Origin of the sequence: Bifidobacterium callitrichos (assembly GCF_008698085.1) — a bacterium.
GTDB classification, from domain to species: domain Bacteria; phylum Actinomycetota; class Actinomycetes; order Actinomycetales; family Bifidobacteriaceae; genus Bifidobacterium; species Bifidobacterium callitrichos.
This window is the reverse complement of the sequence record NZ_RZJP01000002.1, coordinates 274,268-291,559: the sequence shown is the minus strand read 5'-3', so window position 1 is coordinate 291,559 and position 17,292 is coordinate 274,268. Positions and strand designations below refer to the sequence as shown.

10 protein-coding genes and 1 other RNA gene are annotated in these 17,292 nt (G+C 65.4%); 7 read left to right on the top strand and 4 right to left on the bottom strand.

Annotated elements, in window-relative coordinates:
- Positions 1 to 361: 361 nt before the first annotated feature.
- Positions 362 to 1,456, bottom strand: coding sequence for an aspartate-semialdehyde dehydrogenase (gene asd / locus EMB92_RS05835; RefSeq protein ID WP_150394103.1), 1,095 nt, complete (start codon positions 1,454 to 1,456; stop codon positions 362 to 364).
- 135 nt (positions 1,457 to 1,591) lie between these two features.
- On the opposite strand from asd, the gene EMB92_RS05830 reads away from it, so the two are divergent.
- Complete coding sequence (locus EMB92_RS05830) at positions 1,592 to 2,212, top strand: DUF5701 family protein (protein ID WP_043165613.1); 621 nt, start codon at positions 1,592 to 1,594, stop codon at positions 2,210 to 2,212.
- A gap of 72 nt (positions 2,213 to 2,284) precedes the next feature.
- Here the strand turns inward: EMB92_RS05830 and EMB92_RS05825 are convergent, their stop codons facing one another.
- Positions 2,285 to 3,712, bottom strand: a complete 1,428-nt coding sequence (locus EMB92_RS05825; protein WP_190973571.1) for a metallophosphoesterase family protein — start codon at positions 3,710 to 3,712, stop codon at positions 2,285 to 2,287.
- A gap of 287 nt (positions 3,713 to 3,999) precedes the next feature.
- On the opposite strand from EMB92_RS05825, the gene leuA reads away from it, so the two are divergent.
- Positions 4,000 to 5,922 carry a 2-isopropylmalate synthase gene (gene leuA / locus EMB92_RS05820; protein WP_043165610.1) on the top strand — a complete coding sequence of 641 codons (1,923 nt, stop codon included), beginning with the start codon at positions 4,000 to 4,002 and terminating at the stop codon, positions 5,920 to 5,922.
- 72 nt (positions 5,923 to 5,994) lie between these two features.
- Here leuA and EMB92_RS05815 read toward each other — a convergent pair whose 3' ends face one another.
- Positions 5,995 to 8,406: a transglycosylase domain-containing protein gene (locus EMB92_RS05815; RefSeq protein ID WP_150394102.1), complete on the bottom strand. Its 2,412-nt coding sequence runs from the start codon at positions 8,404 to 8,406 to the stop codon at positions 5,995 to 5,997.
- A gap of 172 nt (positions 8,407 to 8,578) precedes the next feature.
- Between EMB92_RS05815 and ffs the strand changes: the two genes are divergently transcribed.
- From ffs to EMB92_RS05790, 5 genes are all read left to right on the top strand, one after another.
- Positions 8,579 to 8,675: signal recognition particle sRNA small type (ffs, locus tag EMB92_RS05810), an RNA gene on the top strand.
- Between the two features lie 92 nt (positions 8,676 to 8,767).
- Entirely contained in the window at positions 8,768 to 9,970 is a 1,203-nt protein-coding gene (locus tag EMB92_RS05805) for a phosphatase PAP2 family protein (RefSeq protein WP_160268284.1), read from the top strand.
- A gap of 41 nt (positions 9,971 to 10,011) precedes the next feature.
- Positions 10,012 to 13,044 (top strand): type I DNA topoisomerase, encoded by a 3,033-nt coding sequence (gene topA, locus EMB92_RS05800; protein WP_150394101.1) that lies wholly within the window; start codon positions 10,012 to 10,014, stop codon positions 13,042 to 13,044.
- A 79-nt stretch (positions 13,045 to 13,123) separates the two neighbouring features.
- Positions 13,124 to 13,816 (top strand): dTMP kinase, encoded by a 693-nt coding sequence (tmk, locus tag EMB92_RS05795; RefSeq protein ID WP_150394100.1) that lies wholly within the window; start codon positions 13,124 to 13,126, stop codon positions 13,814 to 13,816.
- On the top strand, positions 13,813 to 14,964 hold the full coding sequence (locus EMB92_RS05790; protein WP_150394099.1) for a DNA polymerase III subunit delta': 1,152 nt from the start codon (positions 13,813 to 13,815) through the stop codon (positions 14,962 to 14,964). Before tmk ends, EMB92_RS05790 begins: the two co-directional genes overlap by 4 nt.
- A 591-nt stretch (positions 14,965 to 15,555) precedes the next feature.
- Here the strand turns inward: EMB92_RS05790 and EMB92_RS05785 are convergent.
- Positions 15,556 to 17,289, bottom strand: coding sequence for an alpha,alpha-phosphotrehalase (locus tag EMB92_RS05785; protein ID WP_150394098.1), 1,734 nt, complete (start codon positions 17,287 to 17,289; stop codon positions 15,556 to 15,558).
- Positions 17,290 to 17,292 lie beyond the last annotated feature (3 nt).

Here is a 17,292-nt window from a genome sequence, read left to right as displayed (position 1 = left end):
GGCAGACTCGTCACGCATCCATCCCCCGATCCGCCCCCCGATCGCCGTATTGGACCCCACGTAATCGAACGTCTTCGCGATCCCACGAGCTCCCATAACGTCGGACCCTATGGGATCGGCCGACAGACGGGCTGACAAGACGCGCGCGTAGCGTGTCCATAATTGCAGGACGAGGCGGCCCACGAAGCGGGTCTGAGGGGCAGTCAATTCAACAATGAATTCACACCGCAGGATACTGCCGGGGCAAGCAAACCAGCCGGTGGCAAGTCTATTGCCAATTCAATATGTGGTATGAAAAGCCGGGTATCGCGGAACCACGTGGGAACCGCGATACCCGGCTGGGGCTAGTGTTGATTGGCTGTTACTTCTTGGTGATGTAGCCGAGCGCCTTGAGCATCTCGGCGCATTCGAGGGCGCCGCCGGCGGCGCCGCGCAGCGTGTTGTGGGCGAGTCCGACGAACTTCCAGTCGAAGATCGAATCCTCACGCAGACGGCCGATCGACACGCCCATGCCGCCCTCGTAGTCGACGTCCAGCTTGACCTGCGGGCGGTCGTCCTCGGTCAGGTACTGGATGAAGTGCTTCGGCGCGTGAGGCAGCCCCAGTTCCGCGGCACGGGAGGTGTAGTTGACCAGACGGTCGATCAGCTCCTCCTTCGTGGCCTTCTTGCCGAAGTTGATGAACACGGTGGCGGTGTGACCGTCGAGTACGGGCACGCGGATGCACTGCGAGGTGATGCGCAGCGGGCCGTCGAACGGCACGATCTCGCCCTTCTCGTCATCCACGTGACCGAAGACCTTGAGCGGCTCCTTCTCGCTCTTGGCCTCCTCGCCGGAGATGAACGGGATGATGTTGCCCACCATCTCGGGCCAGTCCTTGAACGTCTTGCCCGCGCCGGAGATCGCCTGATAGGTGCTCACGACCACCTCGTGCGGCTCGAACTCCTTCCACGCGGCCAGCGCCGGCGTGTACGCCTGGATCGAGCAGTTCGGCTTGACGGCGATGAAGCCGCGCGTGGTGCCGAGACGCTTGCGCTGGTGCTCGATCACGGCGAAATGCTCCGGGTTGATCTCCGGCACGACCATCGGCACGTCCGCAGTCCAGCGGTGGGCGCTGTTGTTGGAGACGACCGGGGTCTCGGTCTTCGCGTAGCGTTCCTCGATCGCGCGGATCTGATCCTTCGGCATGTTCACGGCGGAGAACATGAAGTCCACTCCGGCAGCGACCTTCTCGGCGTCATCGCTGTCGACCACCGGCATGTGCTTGACGTACTCGGGCATCGGCGCTTCCATCTTCCAACGGTCGCCGACCGCCTCCTCGTACGTCTTGCCGGCGCTGTGCGCGGATGCGGCGAGCGTGGTCACCTCGAACCACGGGTGGTTCTCAAGCAGCGTGATGAAGCGCTGGCCGACCATACCGGTGGCGCCGAGGACGCCGACCTTGAGTTTCTCGGACATAACAACCTCTTGGAATAGATGGGTGGATACAACGTGACGTAACCGTCAAGTCTACGGAACGGCCGGCGCGTCCGCCCCCGTTTGCCCGCATGGTGACTGGTTCGCTGGTTCCCGGCACGGCGGTAGGCTGTAAGCATGTCGATTGCATCGGAAGAAGCGAAGAACCAGCTCGATCGGATCGTAGCGTTGGGATACCCGGATGTGGCGGATATGAGCGCGGCGGCGTTCCGTTCCCTCGCGCGCCCGCTGATCGAGGCGCTCGAGCAGTCCGATCTCGGCGCGGACATCCTGCTGGTGCCGACGCGTGAGCTGGTTTCGCCCGAATCGCTGATCGCCCGAACCTCGATCAACCGCATGGCGGGATTCACGACGATGCCGCCGCGCGACATCGCCAGTTTCCTGCCGCAGGACGGCTTCGAGCCGCCGGAGGGACCGTTCTACCTCGTCGTCGAACCTCATACCGGCACCTGCTACATCAATCGTGAGCCTGACGTGGCGCGCAAGCTCATCGACTCCGACGAGCGCATGCCGCTCACGCTGGAGGAGGGTCTGGCGATCGCCACGCAGCACCCCGAATGGCTGCTGGAGAAGAACGGCTTCAACCTGCTCGGATCGCGTTCGGCCGATGGGCGCGTGCCGAGCATCTGGATGAGCCAGAACGCGCCGAGGCTCGGCGCCGTATGGCCGAACTCGCGTCACACATGGCTTGGCAACGCCTACTGCATCGCCCGCCGAGGAGTGAGTCTGTTTCGATAGATAGCTGCGGCTCGGTCTTTCACCCCCCCCCAGCCATCTGGCCCCTTATCGGGGGTCGGGGGCGGATATGGGTCAGCGACGCCGCAGGAGGTGACGCAGGGGGAGAGTGATGGCGTAGAGCAGGGCGCCGGCGAGGGCTGCGGTGGTGGCGAAGACGGCGGGGCGGCGCAGCTGGTCGCGGGCGCTGACGCCGTCGGTGATGCAGTGGTCCTCGAACCAGACGCGCAGTTCGTTATGCGAATAGCGGCCGACCAGTTCGCCCCACGTGAGCATGCGCGTGGTGTACGTGGCCGGGTGATCCTCGTGGAACTCGAACAGGCGGATGCCGCGCAGTCGCGACTTCGGGCCGTAGCATTCGAATCCGCAGGTGGGCGCGTATCCCAGATCGATGCCGTCGTCGTGCCCGACGAACGAGTTCTTGTGATCATGGCCGCAGAACAGGGCGAAGTAGCCGCCGGCATCGCGCATCGCGTCGACCTCGCCCACGTTCTCGTCGGCGCATCCGATGCCCTCGCCGAGGCGGGAGCCCGGACGACACTTCGATTCATCAAGCACGAAGCATCGCCCGGAGAAGGTGCGCGATCCCTCCACGGCGTTCGGCGTCCACGCCGGAACCTCCTTCAGCACGTCGTAGAACTCCTGCGGCGGAATGTGCTGGAAGGCGATGGCTGGCACCGGCTTGCCGTCGCCGTTGCGCGCGGCCAGCTCGTGCTGCACGTCCGCCAGCCAGGCGATCGCCTCGGGGGAGGGCGTGCCGTAGCCGTCGGAGTCGGCCAGGTCGAGGCCGCGGGGGTTCGTCGCGTACAGCGGATACTGCGCGTCGCGTTCGGCGGGGGTGTCCTTGTCCGCGTAATCGCCCGAATTGACCATCATCACGCTCATCGCGATATGACCGGAACCGTCGGAGGATTCGACCGGCATCGCGAACGTGCCCGGCTCGAAGGCGAGCGGATCGGGGCGCGGCGCGTCGGGCTCGTCGGAGGCGGGCGCCGGCGGGTTGAGGCAGCCGGGGAATTCTCGGTAGATGTCGTCCTGCTCCTCGGCGAGGATGCCGCACTGGAAGTCGTGGTTGCCGTAGGTCGCGGCGAACGGCACGCCGGCGTCGATAACCGGTCCGAGGAACGCGGCGAACGTGCGGCGCACCTTGGCGCGCGTCTCGTCCATCAGATCGGCGGCCGTGATGACGTCGTCGACCGGCGGCACGTCGGGGTTGCGGCGTTCGGCGATACGGCGCTTGACGCCCCGCAGCTTCGCCTCGATCTCGGTGACGACGCGCACGCGCGCGCCCGGCTGCTCGCCGCGGCGGCGTAGGAACGTGTCGATGTATGCGGGATCGTAACCGCGGATCTGGTCGCCGGTCAGCACCACCAGATCGGGATCCGCCTTGCGGATCGCCTCGCGGATCAGACGGATCGTGTCGGGATCGACCTCGGGCTTGTCCTGGATATCGGCCATCTGCAGCACGCGGAAGGTGCCGTCCTCGCGGAATCGCAGTGTCATGACTCCAATGTAGCGCGAGGTGTGGCGCGTGATGGCGGCTGTGTCGGGGCGGGGCGCGGCGCGCGCACGGTGAAATCGCGCGGTGTGATATGCGAGACACTATCGGGGGAAAACCGACGAATCGCGCAACATTGTGGACCCGGCGAGGCGTTGGGACGCGCGGTAGGTAGGATGGGGGATTGCGCATGTTACGTATGCGTAAACGAACCACAGACGTCTGATCACTGTCATATGGCCGGCAGAGACGGTCATGCACCAAACGCCGTGTACCAAGCAAAGGAGGAACGATGGGTCAGGATCAATCATCGGTATTCGATCTCGCCGCGGTCGCCGCGGCATCCAACGGAGGGAACAACGACCCGCTGCTGCCTCCCGCACGATTCATCGGCGACCCGCAGAAACCGAGCAAGATGCCGTACACCAAGTACGTCGCCTACGACAAGCAGGTGCCGTTCGACTACCCGCAGCGCACGTGGCCGGGCAAGAAGCTGCAGCGCGCGCCGCGCTGGTGCTCCGTCGATCTGCGTGACGGCAACCAGGCGCTCGTCAACCCGATGGACTCCGAGCGCAAGCTGCGCTTCTGGAACCTCTTGGTCTCCATGGGCTTCAAGGAGATCGAGGTGGGCTTCCCGTCCGCTTCGGAGACCGATTTCGACTTCATCCGCATGCTCATCGAACGTGAGCTCATTCCGGACGACGTGACCATCGTCGTGCTCACCCAGTGCCGCGAGCACCTGATCCGCCGCACCTACGAGGCGCTCAAGGGCGCCAAGCGCGCGATCGTGCACTTCTACAACTCCGTCTCCGTGCTGCAGCGCGAGGTCGTGTTCCGCAAGAACAAGGAGGAGATCAAGAAGCTCGCCACCGACGCCGCCGAACTGTGCAAGCATCTGGAGGGCGAGGCCGAGGGCATCGACCTGTACTACGAGTACTCGCCGGAGTCCTTCACCGGCACCGAGCCGGAGTACGCCGTCGAGGTGTGCAACGCGGTGATCGGCGTCATCAAGCCGACCCCCGAGCACCCGATGATCATCAACCTGCCGGCAACGGTCGAGATGACCACGCCGAACGTATTCGCCGACGAGGTGGAGTACGTCTCCAACAACCTCGACGACCGCGACTCCGTGGTGCTCTCCCTGCACCCGCACAACGACGAGGGCATGGGCGTGGCCGCCACCGAGCTGGCCGTACTGGCCGGCGCCGACCGCGTCGAGGGCTGCCTGCTCGGCAACGGCGAGCGCACCGGCAACGTCGACCTCGTCACGCTGGGCCTGAACCTGCTCACGCAGGGCGTCGACCCGCAGCTCGACCTGTCCGATGTGCCGGAGATCCGCAAGACCGTCGAGTACTGCAACCAGATCAAGATCTCCGAGCGTCACCCGTACGCGGGCAACTTCGTGTTCACCGCGTTCTCCGGTTCGCATCAGGACGCCATCAAGAAGGGTCTCGAGGCCCGTCAGGTGGCCGCGGACCGCGCCGGCGCCGATCTCGACAAGTTCGTCTGGCTCGTGCCCTATCTGCCGATCGATCCGAAGGACATCGGCCGTACGTACGAGGCGATCATCCGCGTCAACTCCCAGTCCGGCAAGGGTGGCATGGCCTACCTGCTCAAGACCAACCACAACCTTGACCTGCCGAAGCGTCTGCAGGTGGAGTTCGACAAGGTCGTGCAGAAGTACGCCGACGACACGAAGAAGGAAGTCAAGGACGAGGACATCTGGCGCCTGTTCAAGGACGAGTACCTGCCGGTCGAGCAGTCGGGCATGACCGCCGCCGGCGTGGTCGTCGGCGACACGCACGATGCGTCGCTCGCCCCGTGGGGCCGTCTGAAGCTGCTCAAGGTGGCGGTTTCCTCCGGTGAGGATGGCTCCGACACCGTGCTCAAGGCGCGTGTGCTTGACCGTGGCGTCAACGTGGGCGTCGACGAGCCTCACGAGCGTGAGATCTCCGGCGTGGGCAACGGCCCGATCGCCGCGTTCCTCAACGCGATCGCGAACCTCGGCATCGAGGCGTCGGTCATGGACTACGTCGAGCACACGATGTCCGTCGGCACCGACGCGATGGCCGCCTCCTATGTGGAGTGCCAGGTCGGCTCCGATGCGGACTCCGAGATCATCTGGGGCGTCGGCATCGACTCGTCGATCACGACTTCCGCGCTCAAGGCGATCATCTCCGGCATCAACAGGGTGAACCGCTCGGCTGAGCACTGATAGGCACTGATAGGCGCTGACTATGTAGGAGGGCCTCGCATGGATTGGATCCGTGCGAGGCCCTCCTTTCAGCTACTCCATCACGCCCGGGGTCTGTTCGGGGTTGGTAGATGGATCTGAAGGGGTGTTCTCGGGGACATCGCCCTGTGTGCCGTTCGATCCCGAGCCGGAGGAGCCGGTTCCGCCGGTATCGTTGGAACCGCTGCCTGTGCCGTTCGATCCGGAGCCGGAGCCGGAGGACGTGCAGCCCGCTGCGGACGGATTGGTCGTGCATTCACCTGTCGAGCCCGATCCGGTGCCCGTGCCTGAACCACTGCCGGTGCCGCCCGTACCCGCGCCGGATTCGCTACTCTGGCCGGACTGCGCGGAGTCGGTGGACTGATCCTGCGTATAGGCGTCCTGCGAGCCGGAGGACGAATAGTACCGCTTGCTCGACGACTTCGAACCGGTGCCCCACGTGCCGTCGGAGCCGCCGACCTTGCCGTTGTCCTTGGCGGTCGGGAAGGACTCGTTCGCCGTGCCGGCCAGCGCCTGCGTCATGTACTGGGTGAACAGGTGCACCGGGTAGTCGGAGTGTCCGGTCCAACGGCCGAACGAGGGGATCTCCTGCGGATTGCCGTTCGCGTCCGGATACCACATCGCGAACGTGGAGACCACGGACGGCGTGTAGCCGACGAAGCTCGCCGCGTACATGTTGTTCGAGGTTCCGGTCTTGCCGGCGATCGTGTGCCCGATCGAACGCGCCTCGGTGGCGGTGCCGGACTGGACCACGCCGGTCAGGGCCTTGGTCACGAGGTTCGCGTCGTTGGCCTCGAACACCTTCGTGGTGGATGTCGGCGCCTGGTAGAGATCCTTGTTGTGCACGTCCTTCACGCTCGCGACGATATGCAGCGTCGGCTTGTTGCCCTGATTGGCGATCGTGGAGTATGCCCACGTCATGTCCCTGACGGTCAGCGCGTTGTTGCCGAGCACCGTGTACGGCTCGGAGCCGTCCAATGAGGTGCTCTGCACGCCAGCCTCGCGCGCGAGTTCGGCGATCTTCTTGGTGCCGAGCTTGGTCTGCAGATCCATGAACACCGTGTTCGACGACTGCGCCGTGGCCTTGTACAGGTTGATGTACCCAAGGTTGGCGCCGCCCACGTTGCTCACCGTGCCCGCGATGCCCGGATACGTGCGTTTCGAGTTGCCGTTGAAGATCGTGTTGAGGCTGACCTTGTCCTGCACCGCGCCCATGAGCGCGAACGCCTTCATCGTGGAGCCGACCTCGTACTGCGCCTGCGTGGCGTTGTTGAGCTGCTTGGTGAGGTAGTCGTCGCCAGCGTACAGCGAGATGATCGAACCGTCCTTCGGATTGACGCTCATCGCGCCGAACTGCATGCCCTCGGGCACCACGCCCTGCATGCCGTTGCTGGCGGGGCTGACGACCTGCTGCATGAGGTCCTGCTTCGACTTGTCGATCGTGGTGACGATCCTGTAGCCGCCGGTGTCGAGATCGTCCTTCGTGAACGCCTTGCTGTTGACGAGCTCATCGCGCACCATCTGCAGCAGGTAGCCGTTCGGACCCTTGTACATGTCCTGTTGCGTGTTCTCGACGGTGGTAGGCATCGTCGAGGCGTCGGAGGCCTCCTTGGCGGTGATGTAGCCGTCCTCCTTCATGATCGAGATCACGCGGTGGAAACGCTGCTGAGCCATCTTCGGGTTCTGCGCCGGATCCCACGTGGAGGGGGCCGGGATGATGCCGGCGATCATCGCCGCCTCGGAGACGGTTAGATCCTTGGCGTCCTTGTTGAAGTACGCCTGTGCGGCCGCCTGGATGCCGTACGCGCCGCGACCCAGATAGATCGTGTTCATGTAGTTGCACAGCACCTGGGACTTGTCCTGGCTCTGCGCGATCTTCAGCGCGAGGATCGCCTCGTGCAGCTTGCCGGTGTACGAGGTCGTTTCTCCGAGGTAATAGCGTTCCGCATACTGCTGGGTGATCGTCGATCCGCCCTGGCGCGTGCCCTTGGTGACGTTGTTCACCAGTGCGCGGGCGATGCCCTGCAGATCGATGCCGCGGTCGGTGTAGAAGCTGCGGTTCTCCGACGCGACGATCGCATTGCCTACGTAGTCGGGGAGTACGGCGCAGTCGATGATCTCGCGGTTCTGCTCGGAGAACGTGCCCATCTCGGTGGTGCCGTCGCTGAAGTAGACGGTGGTGTTCGAGGCCATCGCGACCTTCTCTGGCGCGGGGACCTCCGTGGTGGCGTACAGGTACGCGAACAGACCGATGCCGGCTGCCAGACACAGCGCGATCAGTCCGAGTATCCACTTGAGGATGAGATGCCGGCTGCGGCCCCTTGCCTTCGGGCCCTTCCCGCCCCTGGCACGATGGTTGCCGCCGCGGTAGTGACGGGCTGCCGGATTGCGCGTCGATCTGCGCTCCGACGTACCCTGCGCCGCCCTCCGGGCATGCTTCCGACCGTTACTAGAGTGTGAAACCATACCCTCCACCGTAACCACATGCCTTGAACAAGCCGCTAGGGTTTTGCTTGTTCAGGCTGCGCAAGGCGGCTTTTTTCCGTGAAATCCTCACAATGATGAAGGTGTCTGGAAGGAAGCTGGACGTCGGGGAGGGCGGGGATGTCGGGATATGTCGGAACATGGTGTATAGTGGACAAAGCCTCCACGCGGCGTTACGTCGCCCAATCCCCCCAGGGCAGGAATGCAGCAAGGGTAAGCGGCCTCTGACGGGTGCGTGGAGGTTTTTCTATGCTTGTGGGCTACTCTGTATGGCATGACCGACGAACAGAAGCCTTCCGATCCCTCAGGTCCCGTGATTCGTGATCCCCGCGAGCCTCGTCTCATGCCGCAATCACCCTCCGGCACGTCCTCGCGTGCATCCTCGGATCTGGTACGCGACTTCGAACCGCTGGACATTCCCGTGCGATCCTCGTCCAAGCCGGCGTATCCGTCGTCGAACCGGCCGACGTCGCTGGCCGACGTCGCCGACGTGGAAAGCACGAACACGATGGATCTGACCGCGGTGATGGACGCGGCCACGGGCGCCGGTGCGGGCGCCGGCATGGGAGCCCCGGCAGGCGCCAAGGCATCCTCATCCGGCGAGAACGATCCCCTCTCCCGCAGCCCGCGCGCCTCCAGCCGCGTGCTGTGCGTGCTGCTTGGCCTCATGTTCATCGCCGCCGCGTTCGGCGTATGGTGGCTCGGCACGCACACCGAGGCCGGTCAGGCGTTCGACGACATGACCGAAGTCGCCTTCGCCGACACGGCCCCCGCATGGCTGGGCGGTCTGCTTGCGCTCGGCACGCACCTGAACGTGGTGATCGTCTCGACGGCGCTCGCCGTCATCGCCGTCGTCATCGCCGCCATCCGCAGACGCTGGTGGCTGTTGGGGCAGATCGTCGTCTTCGGTCTGCTGTGCTTCGCCGCCACGCTGATGAAGCCCGTGCTGCCGCGCCCGTTCATCATCCACACCGAGATCGTCGACGGTCCGTCCGCGCCCTCCGGGCACGTCACGCTCGCCGTCGCGTCCGCGATCGCGCTGCTGCTCGTCGTATCGCGCGGATGGCGATGGGTCGTCTCGCTCGTCGGCATGACGTGGAGCGCGTTCGTCGGCCTGTCCGTCGTCTACGGACGCTGGCATCGCCCGTCCGACGCGGCGATGGCCATGCTGCTGGTCGGCGGCATCGCCCTGATCATCCTCGCGTTCACGCGCGCGTCCGGCATGGACCGCATGGGCACGCGCCGCTCCTCCGCAGGCGCGCAGATCGTCGCGAGCGTGTCCCTGACCGCCGGGATCATGGCGACGTTGTACGGCGCGTACGTAGTGTGGCAGATCGTGCCCGGACTGACGATGAGCGCGCAGTGGGCGCGGTCGAGCTCGATGGCGGCCAGCGCGATTCTCGCCGTCGCGATCGTCCTGCTGGTCTTCGGATGCACGCTGATGATGCGCCAGATCACCGCCTCGCCGCTGAGCCGTCTCGGCCTGGTGGGGGCGCCTCCGGCCCCGCCGAAGCGCCGCCGGGAACCCTCTGGCCACGCGTCGTGAGTATGATGACTGCACAGCGGAAGAAGAAATAAGGAGAGATCATGGCAAATGGCACCAAGCTGGTGATCGTGGAGTCTCCCACCAAGGCGCACAAGATCGGCGGCTATCTGGGAGACGGATACACGGTGATGGCGTCGGTGGGTCATATCCGGGATCTCGCGCAGCCGAGTCAGGTGCCCGCCGACGAGAAGGCGAAGTTCGGCAAGTTCGGCGTCGATGTCGACGACGGCTTCAAGCCCTACTACATCGTCGACGCGAACAAGAAGAAGACGGTCTCCGAGCTCAAATCAGCGCTGAAGAAGGCCGACGAGCTCTACCTCGCCACCGATGAGGATCGCGAGGGCGAGGCCATCGCGTGGCATCTGGTCGAAACGTTGAAGCCCAAGGTGCCGGTCAAGCGCATGGTCTTCCACGAGATCACCAAGAACGCGATCCGCCAGTCGCTCACCCAGACGCGCGACGTCGACGCCGACATGGTCGACGCGCAGGAGACCCGACGCATCCTCGATCGCCTCTACGGCTACGAGCTGTCTCCGGTGCTGTGGCGCAAGGTCGGCCCGGGCCTGTCCGCGGGCCGCGTGCAGTCGGTCGCCACGCGTCTGATCGTCGAGCGCGAGCGCGAGCGCATGGCGTTCGTTCGCGCACCCTACTGGGATGTGACCGCGACGCTGTCCGCGCCGGGTGCGGAGGGCGCGCCCGTGTCGTTCGAGGCGCGCATGACCGGGCTGGACGGGCATCGTCTGGCCGGATCCAGGGATTTCGGCGATGACGGCCGACTCATCGCGGACAGTGTGTCCGCCGGCGTCCGTCAGCTCGACGAGGCGACCGCTCGCTCGCTCGCCACGGCACTGCGCGACGCGCCGTTCACCGTCACGTCGATGGAATCGAAGCCGTATCGTCGCCGCCCGCTGCCGCCGTTCACCACGTCCACGCTGCAGCAGACCGCCGGCAATCGCCTCGGCATGAGCTCGCGCGCCACGATGCGCGCCGCTCAGGGCCTGTACGAGAACGGCTACATCACGTATATGCGTACCGATTCGGTGACGCTCTCGCAGGAGGCCATCGCGGCCGCGCGCGAAAGCGTCACGGCCCACTTCGGCGAGCGATACCTCTCCGACGCGCCCAAGCAGTACGCGACCAAGACCGCCGGCGCGCAGGAGGCCCACGAGTGCATCCGTCCGGCCGGCGCGCACTTCCATGATCCGGACGAACTGGCCACGAAGGTGCCGAGCGACCAGCTGAAGCTGTACACGCTGATCTGGCAGCGCACGCTCGCCTCGCAGATGGCCGATGCCACCGGTTCGACCGCGACCGTCAAGCTCACCGCTCCGGCCGGTGATCACGGCGAGGCCGCGTTCCAGGCGTCCGGCACGGTGATCGAGTTCCCGGGCTTCATGAAGGCGACCGGCGAGGGGCGTCGCGCGACTTCGACGGATAAGACGAAGGACGATGACGGCAAGGCGAAGTCGGCCGACGAGAACGCGTCCCTGCCTCCGATGAGCGAGGGCCAGCGGCTCGGCGCATCCGAGGTCGAGGCCGACGGGCACGAGACCCAGCCGCCGGCGCGCTACACCGAGGCATCGCTCGTCAAGACGCTGGAGGCCAAGGAGATCGGCCGCCCGTCGACCTACGCGTCGATCATCTCCACGATCATCGACCGCGGATACGTGTACGAGCGCGGCCGCGCGCTGATCCCCTCGTGGCTGGCGTTCGCCGTGATCAAGCTGCTGGAGAAGAACTTCCCGAAGCTCGTCGACTACCAGTTCACCGCCGACATGGAGAACGGCCTCGACCAGATCGCGCACGGCAAGGAGACCGGCCGCGACTGGCTCACCCGCTTCTACTTCGGTTCCGGGCACGGTGCCGCGCAGTCGGCCGACGAGGCGCACGAGGGCCTGCAGCAGCAGGTCGCGCAGCTCGGCGACATCGACGCGCGCGCCATCAACACCATCGAGATCGGCGACGGTCTGCACGTGCGCGTCGGCCGCTACGGCCCATATCTGGAGGACACGCAGCACCTCGATGCGGAAGGCAACCCGAAGCGCGCCTCCCTGCCCGACACGATCGCGCCGGACGAGCTGACCGTCGCCGTGGCGCACGATCTGATCGACAACCATTCCGGCGGCCCGCGCGAACTGGGCACGGACCCGGTCACGGGCGGCACGGTCGAGGTGCGCAACGGACGCTTCGGACCGTACGTGGCGCTGATCCCGCCGGCCGGAGCCGAGGGCGCCGCCGCCGGTGCCGCGGCTCCTGCCGAGACCGGCTCCAAGCGCGGCTCGAAGAAGCAGCCTGCCGCGCCGAAGCCGAAGATGGCAAGCCTGTTCAAGACGATGAGTCCCGAGTCGATCACGCTCGATGACGCGCTGAAACTGCTGCGTCTGCCGCGCGAGGTCGGCTCCTACGAGGAGACGAACGCCGAAACCGGTGAGATCAGTGAATCGCACGTCATCGCGAACAACGGCCGTTACGGCCCGTACCTGACCAAGACGAAGGCGGACGGCTCCACCGATACCCGTTCGCTCGGCTCCGAGGACGAGATCTTCACCGTCACCATCGATCAGGCGAAGGATCTGTTCGCGCAGCCGAAGTACCGCGGTCGCGGTCGCGGCGCCGCCAAGCCGCCGATCCGCTCGCTCGGCAACGATCCGGAATCCGGCAAGCCGGTGGTCATCAAGGAGGGCCGATTCGGCCTGTACCTGACCGACGGCGAAACCAACCGCACGCTGCCGCGCCAGTACGATCCGGCCACCATCGAACCGGCGGACGCCTACCGCATCCTCGCCGAGAAGCGTGCGATGGGACCGGCCCCCAAGCGTGGTCGTGGCGGTCGATCGGGCTCCGGCGCGAAGGGCAAGGCCGCGCCGAAGGTGAGCGCCGTCGAGGCGAAGCGCGCCGAACGCCGCGCCGAGGTGAAGAAGCTCGCCGACCAGGGCTGGGCCAACACGCGCATCGCCGAGAAGATCGGCTCCACCGCCGCCACCGTGAAAAGCGACATCGACTGGCTCACCGCCAACGAGGGATACGAACGCCCCGCAGTGGTGGCCGCCAAGCCGAAGCGCGCCGCGAAGTAGGTAAGGGCCGACGGGGCGGCGTGGACCCTGCGGGGAAACGGACGCCAAGGAATCGCAGGCAACGGTTATGGTGGAAACCATGGCTGGACTGTTCATCTCATTCGAAGGCGTCGACGGCGTGGGCAAGACCACGCAGGTCGAGCGGCTTCGCGCGTATCTGGAATCGCGAGGTCGCACCGTCGTGACAACTCGCGAGCCGGGTGGTACTACGCTGGGCCGGGCCATCCGACGGCTGCTGTTGTACGGCATGGATGCTGGGAACGGTGTAGTTGATGAGCACGACGGCAGCGTCGTCGACATCGCGCCGCGCGCCGAGGCGCTACTGTTCGCCGCCGACCGCGCGCAGCACGTCGCAGAGACCATTCGGCCTGCGCTCGATCGCGGCGAGGTGGTGATTACCGACCGGTATCTCGACTCGTCGCTGGCCTATCAGGCGGGCGGACGAGAGCTGACGGCCGAGGAAATCCGAGAGTTGAGCATGTGGGCCACGAACGGACTGCTGCCGGTGCGCACGTACCTGCTCGACATGGACCCGTCGCTGTCGCATGCGCGACTGACCCACGCCGCCGATCGCATGGAATCGGCCGGAAACGAGTTCCAGAATCGCACACGACAGGCGTTCCTCGATCTGGCGGCCGGCGAGCCGGAGCGATTCCGCGTGATCGACGCATCGCGATCCATCGACGAGGTGTGGGCGTCCATCCGGACGGATGTTGACGGACTGCTGCTGCGCGAACGGCGCGACGGCGAGAATGGCGAGGAGTCGGCATGAGCGTGTGGGATTCTCTCGTCGGACAGCAGCAGGTTGTCGAACAGCTGAAGGCCATCGCGGCCGGCGATCCGAAGCAGATCGCGCAATCGTGGTTGATCTGCGGGCCTCCCGGATCGGGCCGATCGAACATGGCGCGCGCGTTCGCGGCCGCGTTGGAAAGCCCCGATCACGGTCTGGGCGACGAGCCGACCAAGGTGACGCAGCAGGTGCTCGCCGGCACGCACCCGGATGTGAGCGTGCTCGCCACCGACAAGGTGACGATCGGCATCGACGAGGTGCGCGACCTGATCGGCATGTCCGAGCAGATGCCGAGCACCGCGCCATGGCGGATCATCATCATCGAGGACGTCGACCGCATGCTCGAACGCACCACCAACGTGCTGTTGAAGGAGATCGAGGAGCCGGCCGAGCACTGCATCTGGCTGCTGTGCGCCCCCAGCGCGCAGGACGTGCTGCCGACCATCCGCTCGCGCACGCGCATCGTGAACCTCGCCGTACCGGGTGCGGCGGCGGTTGCGAAATATCTTGAGGAGAGCGTCGGCGTGGAGCCGAAGATCGCGCGGCGCGCGGCACGGCTTGCCGAAGGGCATATCGGCATCGCGAAACTGTACGCCACCGACGAGCGGGTCATGACCGACCGCGACGAGCTCATCGTCGGCGTGCTCGGATTGCGCAGGGCGTCGCAGGCCGTGCTGCTCGCCGGATCGCTCAACGCGAACGCCAAGGCGCAGGCCGAAGTGGATGCGGCGCGTCAGGCCGCACGCGAGGAGGCCGATTTCCGGCGCATCAACGGACTCGGCCCCGATGACCGCATCCCGCCGAAACTGCGCGGCGCATACAACGCGATCTCCAAGAAAGACGAGCTGAAGCGCCGGGCCACCCGCCGCAGCCGCGACGTGCTCGACCGCGCGCTGAACTCGATCGCCTCGATCTACCGCGACGTGGCCGTGATCCAGAACGGTGCGGAGGGCTCGGTCGGACTGATCAACCTTGAGAACCGCACGGCGATCACCGAACTGGCCTCGCGCATGCCGCGCGCCGCCGCCGTGGAGCGGCTCGACGAGGTCGCGGTCGCGCGCCGCCGCCTCATGGGCAACGGTAACCCGTTGCTGGTGTTCGAGGCCCTGTTCTGCGCGCTGATGTACTGAGTGCGGGGCAGCCCGCCCGTGTGTTGTTGTCAAAAGTGTGCTGATCGAACACTTTTAACATGTTAAAAGTGTTCGATCAGCACACTTTTGACAACGAGAGCTTGTGTATGGCTGTGACGTGATGTGGATAGGGTCCCGGTTGCCTCTGTCGGTGGCCGGGGCCGTACTCTATTCGTGTACGATGTTGGCCCGGCGAGTTGTCACAACGCGATTGTCACAACGCGAGGATTTGAAAGGTTTTCGCGCGTTGCGACAAATCTCGGGGGTAATGAATCTGTCTGGGACTGGCGCAAGATCTCAGGAATGGCGGAATTCCGGGCTTTTGTGGTTGTGTGGCTCTTGTGTTCGTGGGTTCGTGCCCGAAGATCCGTGTCACAAGACGAGAATCGGGGCGTTTTTCGCGCGTTGTGACACGGATTTTTGTCACAACGCGCACGGCAAGCGGTTGACGCGCGCGTTGTGACAAGTTGGAGCGGGATGGGTGCGGGATTAAGCGCGCAATCACACGGTTCCTGTGTTGAAGACCGCATGATTGCGCCGTTCAGTGCGCGGCAAACGGTTGACGAGCACTGAACGGCGGAAGGGACCGACTCAGCGGTACCAGACGGATGCCTCGTAGGGGCGCAGGCTCGAGACGGGGGAGGCGGTGATCGTGGCGGCGTCGTCCGCGGCGCCGGTGCGAGGGGTGTCCGCGTAGTTGCCGAGGATGCGTTCGAAGCCTTCGAGATCGGGGACTTCGGCGCCGGTCCATTCGGTGTCGTGGCCGTGGAAGTTGGCGACCATGATCAGCTCGTGACCCTGCCAGCGCCGGCGGTAGGCGAACACGTCCGGGTGATCCACGGCCAGCGGTTCGACGTCGCCGAAGGCGATCACGTCCAGCTCCTTGCGCAGGGCGATGAGCCGCCGGTAGTAGTGGTAGATCGAATCCGGGTCGGCAATCTCCGCGGCGGCGTTGATGTGATCGCGATTCGCGTTCACGGCCAGCCACGGTTCGGCCGCGGCATGGCTCGAAGCCGAGGCCGAAGCCGGTGACGACGGCATGAAGCCGGCGTACTGCGAGTCGTCCCACTGCATCGGCGTGCGGGAGTTGTCGCGCGAGTGCACCTGGATGATGCGCAACGCGTCATCGGCCTTCAGACCCTTGCGCTGGAGGATCTCGTAGTGGTTGAGACTCTCCACGTCGCGGAACTGGCCGATCGACGTGTAGTCGGCGTTCGTCATGCCCAGCTCCTCGCCCTGATAGACGTACGGCGTGCCGCGCAGGCAGTGCATCACCGTGGCGAGCATCTTGGCCGACTCCTTCCAATAGCGGCCCTCATCGCCGAAGCGCGAGACCACGCGCGGCTGGTCGTGGTTGCACCAGAACACCGCGTTCCATGCGTTATGCGCGGCCATGTTGGTCTGCCAGTCGAAGACGATGCGCTTGAGCCTGGCGAAGTCCGGCGGTACCAGCACCCACTTCTCATTGCCCATGAAGTCGACTTTGAGATGGTGGAAGCTGAACACCATGTTCAGTTCGTGGGTGTCGGCTCCGGCATAGCGGTAGCACTGCTCCATCGACGTGGAGGACATCTCGCCGACGGTGATGATGCCCGGATCGGTGCCGAACGTCGCCTCGTTGAGATCGCGCAGGTATTCGTGGACGCGCGGGCCGTCGGTGTAGAAGCGGCGGCCGTCGCCGTCCGGATCGTCCTCGAAGGCGGCCTTGCTGATCAGGTTGATGACGTCGAAACGGAATCCGCGCACGCCCTTGCCCATCCAGAATCGCACGATCTTCTGGATCTCGTGGCGCACGTCCGGGTTCTCCCAGTCGAGGTCGGCCTGCGTGGGGTCGAACAGGTGCAGGTACCATTCGTCGAACTCGGGCACGTACGCCCACGCAGAGCCGCCGAACTTGCTCTCCCAGTTCGTCGGCGGCACACCCGGGCCCTTGCCCTTGCGGAAGTAGAAGAACTGCTTGTAGTACGGGTCGCCGGCCATCGCCTTGCGGAACCACTCGTGCTCGGTGGACACGTGGTTGAAGACCATGTCGAACATGAGGCCGATGCCGCGCTCGCCGGCTTCGGCGATGAGCTCCTCGACGTCGGCCATCGTGCCGTACGCCGGGTCGACGTCGTAGTAGTCGGCGACGTCGTAGCCGTTGTCGTTCTGCGGGGAGACGAAGAACGGGGTCGACCAGATGTAGTCCGCGCCGAGGCCGGCGATGTAGTCGAGCTTGCCGATCACGCCCCTGAGATCGCCCAGTCCGTCGCCGTTCGAGTCGGCGAACGACTTCGGGTAGATCTGGTAGACGGTGGCCTTGTGGAAATCGGTGGTGAACGTCATGGT

Bases quoted from the DNA above. Each gene is read 5' to 3' on its own strand.
- EMB92_RS05825 (WP_190973571.1), bottom strand. From the start codon at position 3,712: ATGACACTGCGATTCCGCGAGGACGGCACCTTCCGCGTGCTGCAGATG.
- tmk (WP_150394100.1), top strand. From the start codon at position 13,124: ATGGCTGGACTGTTCATCTCATTCGAAGGCGTCGACGGCGTGGGCAAG.
- EMB92_RS05790 (WP_150394099.1), top strand. From the start codon at position 13,813: ATGAGCGTGTGGGATTCTCTCGTCGGACAGCAGCAGGTTGTCGAACAG.
- topA (WP_150394101.1), top strand. From the start codon at position 10,012: ATGGCAAATGGCACCAAGCTGGTGATCGTGGAGTCTCCCACCAAGGCG.
- EMB92_RS05830 (WP_043165613.1), top strand. From the start codon at position 1,592: ATGTCGATTGCATCGGAAGAAGCGAAGAACCAGCTCGATCGGATCGTA.
- EMB92_RS05785 (WP_150394098.1), bottom strand. From the start codon at position 17,289: ATGACGTTCACCACCGATTTCCACAAGGCCACCGTCTACCAGATCTAC.
- leuA (WP_043165610.1), top strand. From the start codon at position 4,000: ATGGGTCAGGATCAATCATCGGTATTCGATCTCGCCGCGGTCGCCGCG.
- asd (WP_150394103.1), bottom strand. From the start codon at position 1,456: ATGTCCGAGAAACTCAAGGTCGGCGTCCTCGGCGCCACCGGTATGGTC.
- EMB92_RS05805 (WP_160268284.1), top strand. From the start codon at position 8,768: ATGCCGCAATCACCCTCCGGCACGTCCTCGCGTGCATCCTCGGATCTG.
- EMB92_RS05815 (WP_150394102.1), bottom strand. From the start codon at position 8,406: ATGGTTTCACACTCTAGTAACGGTCGGAAGCATGCCCGGAGGGCGGCG.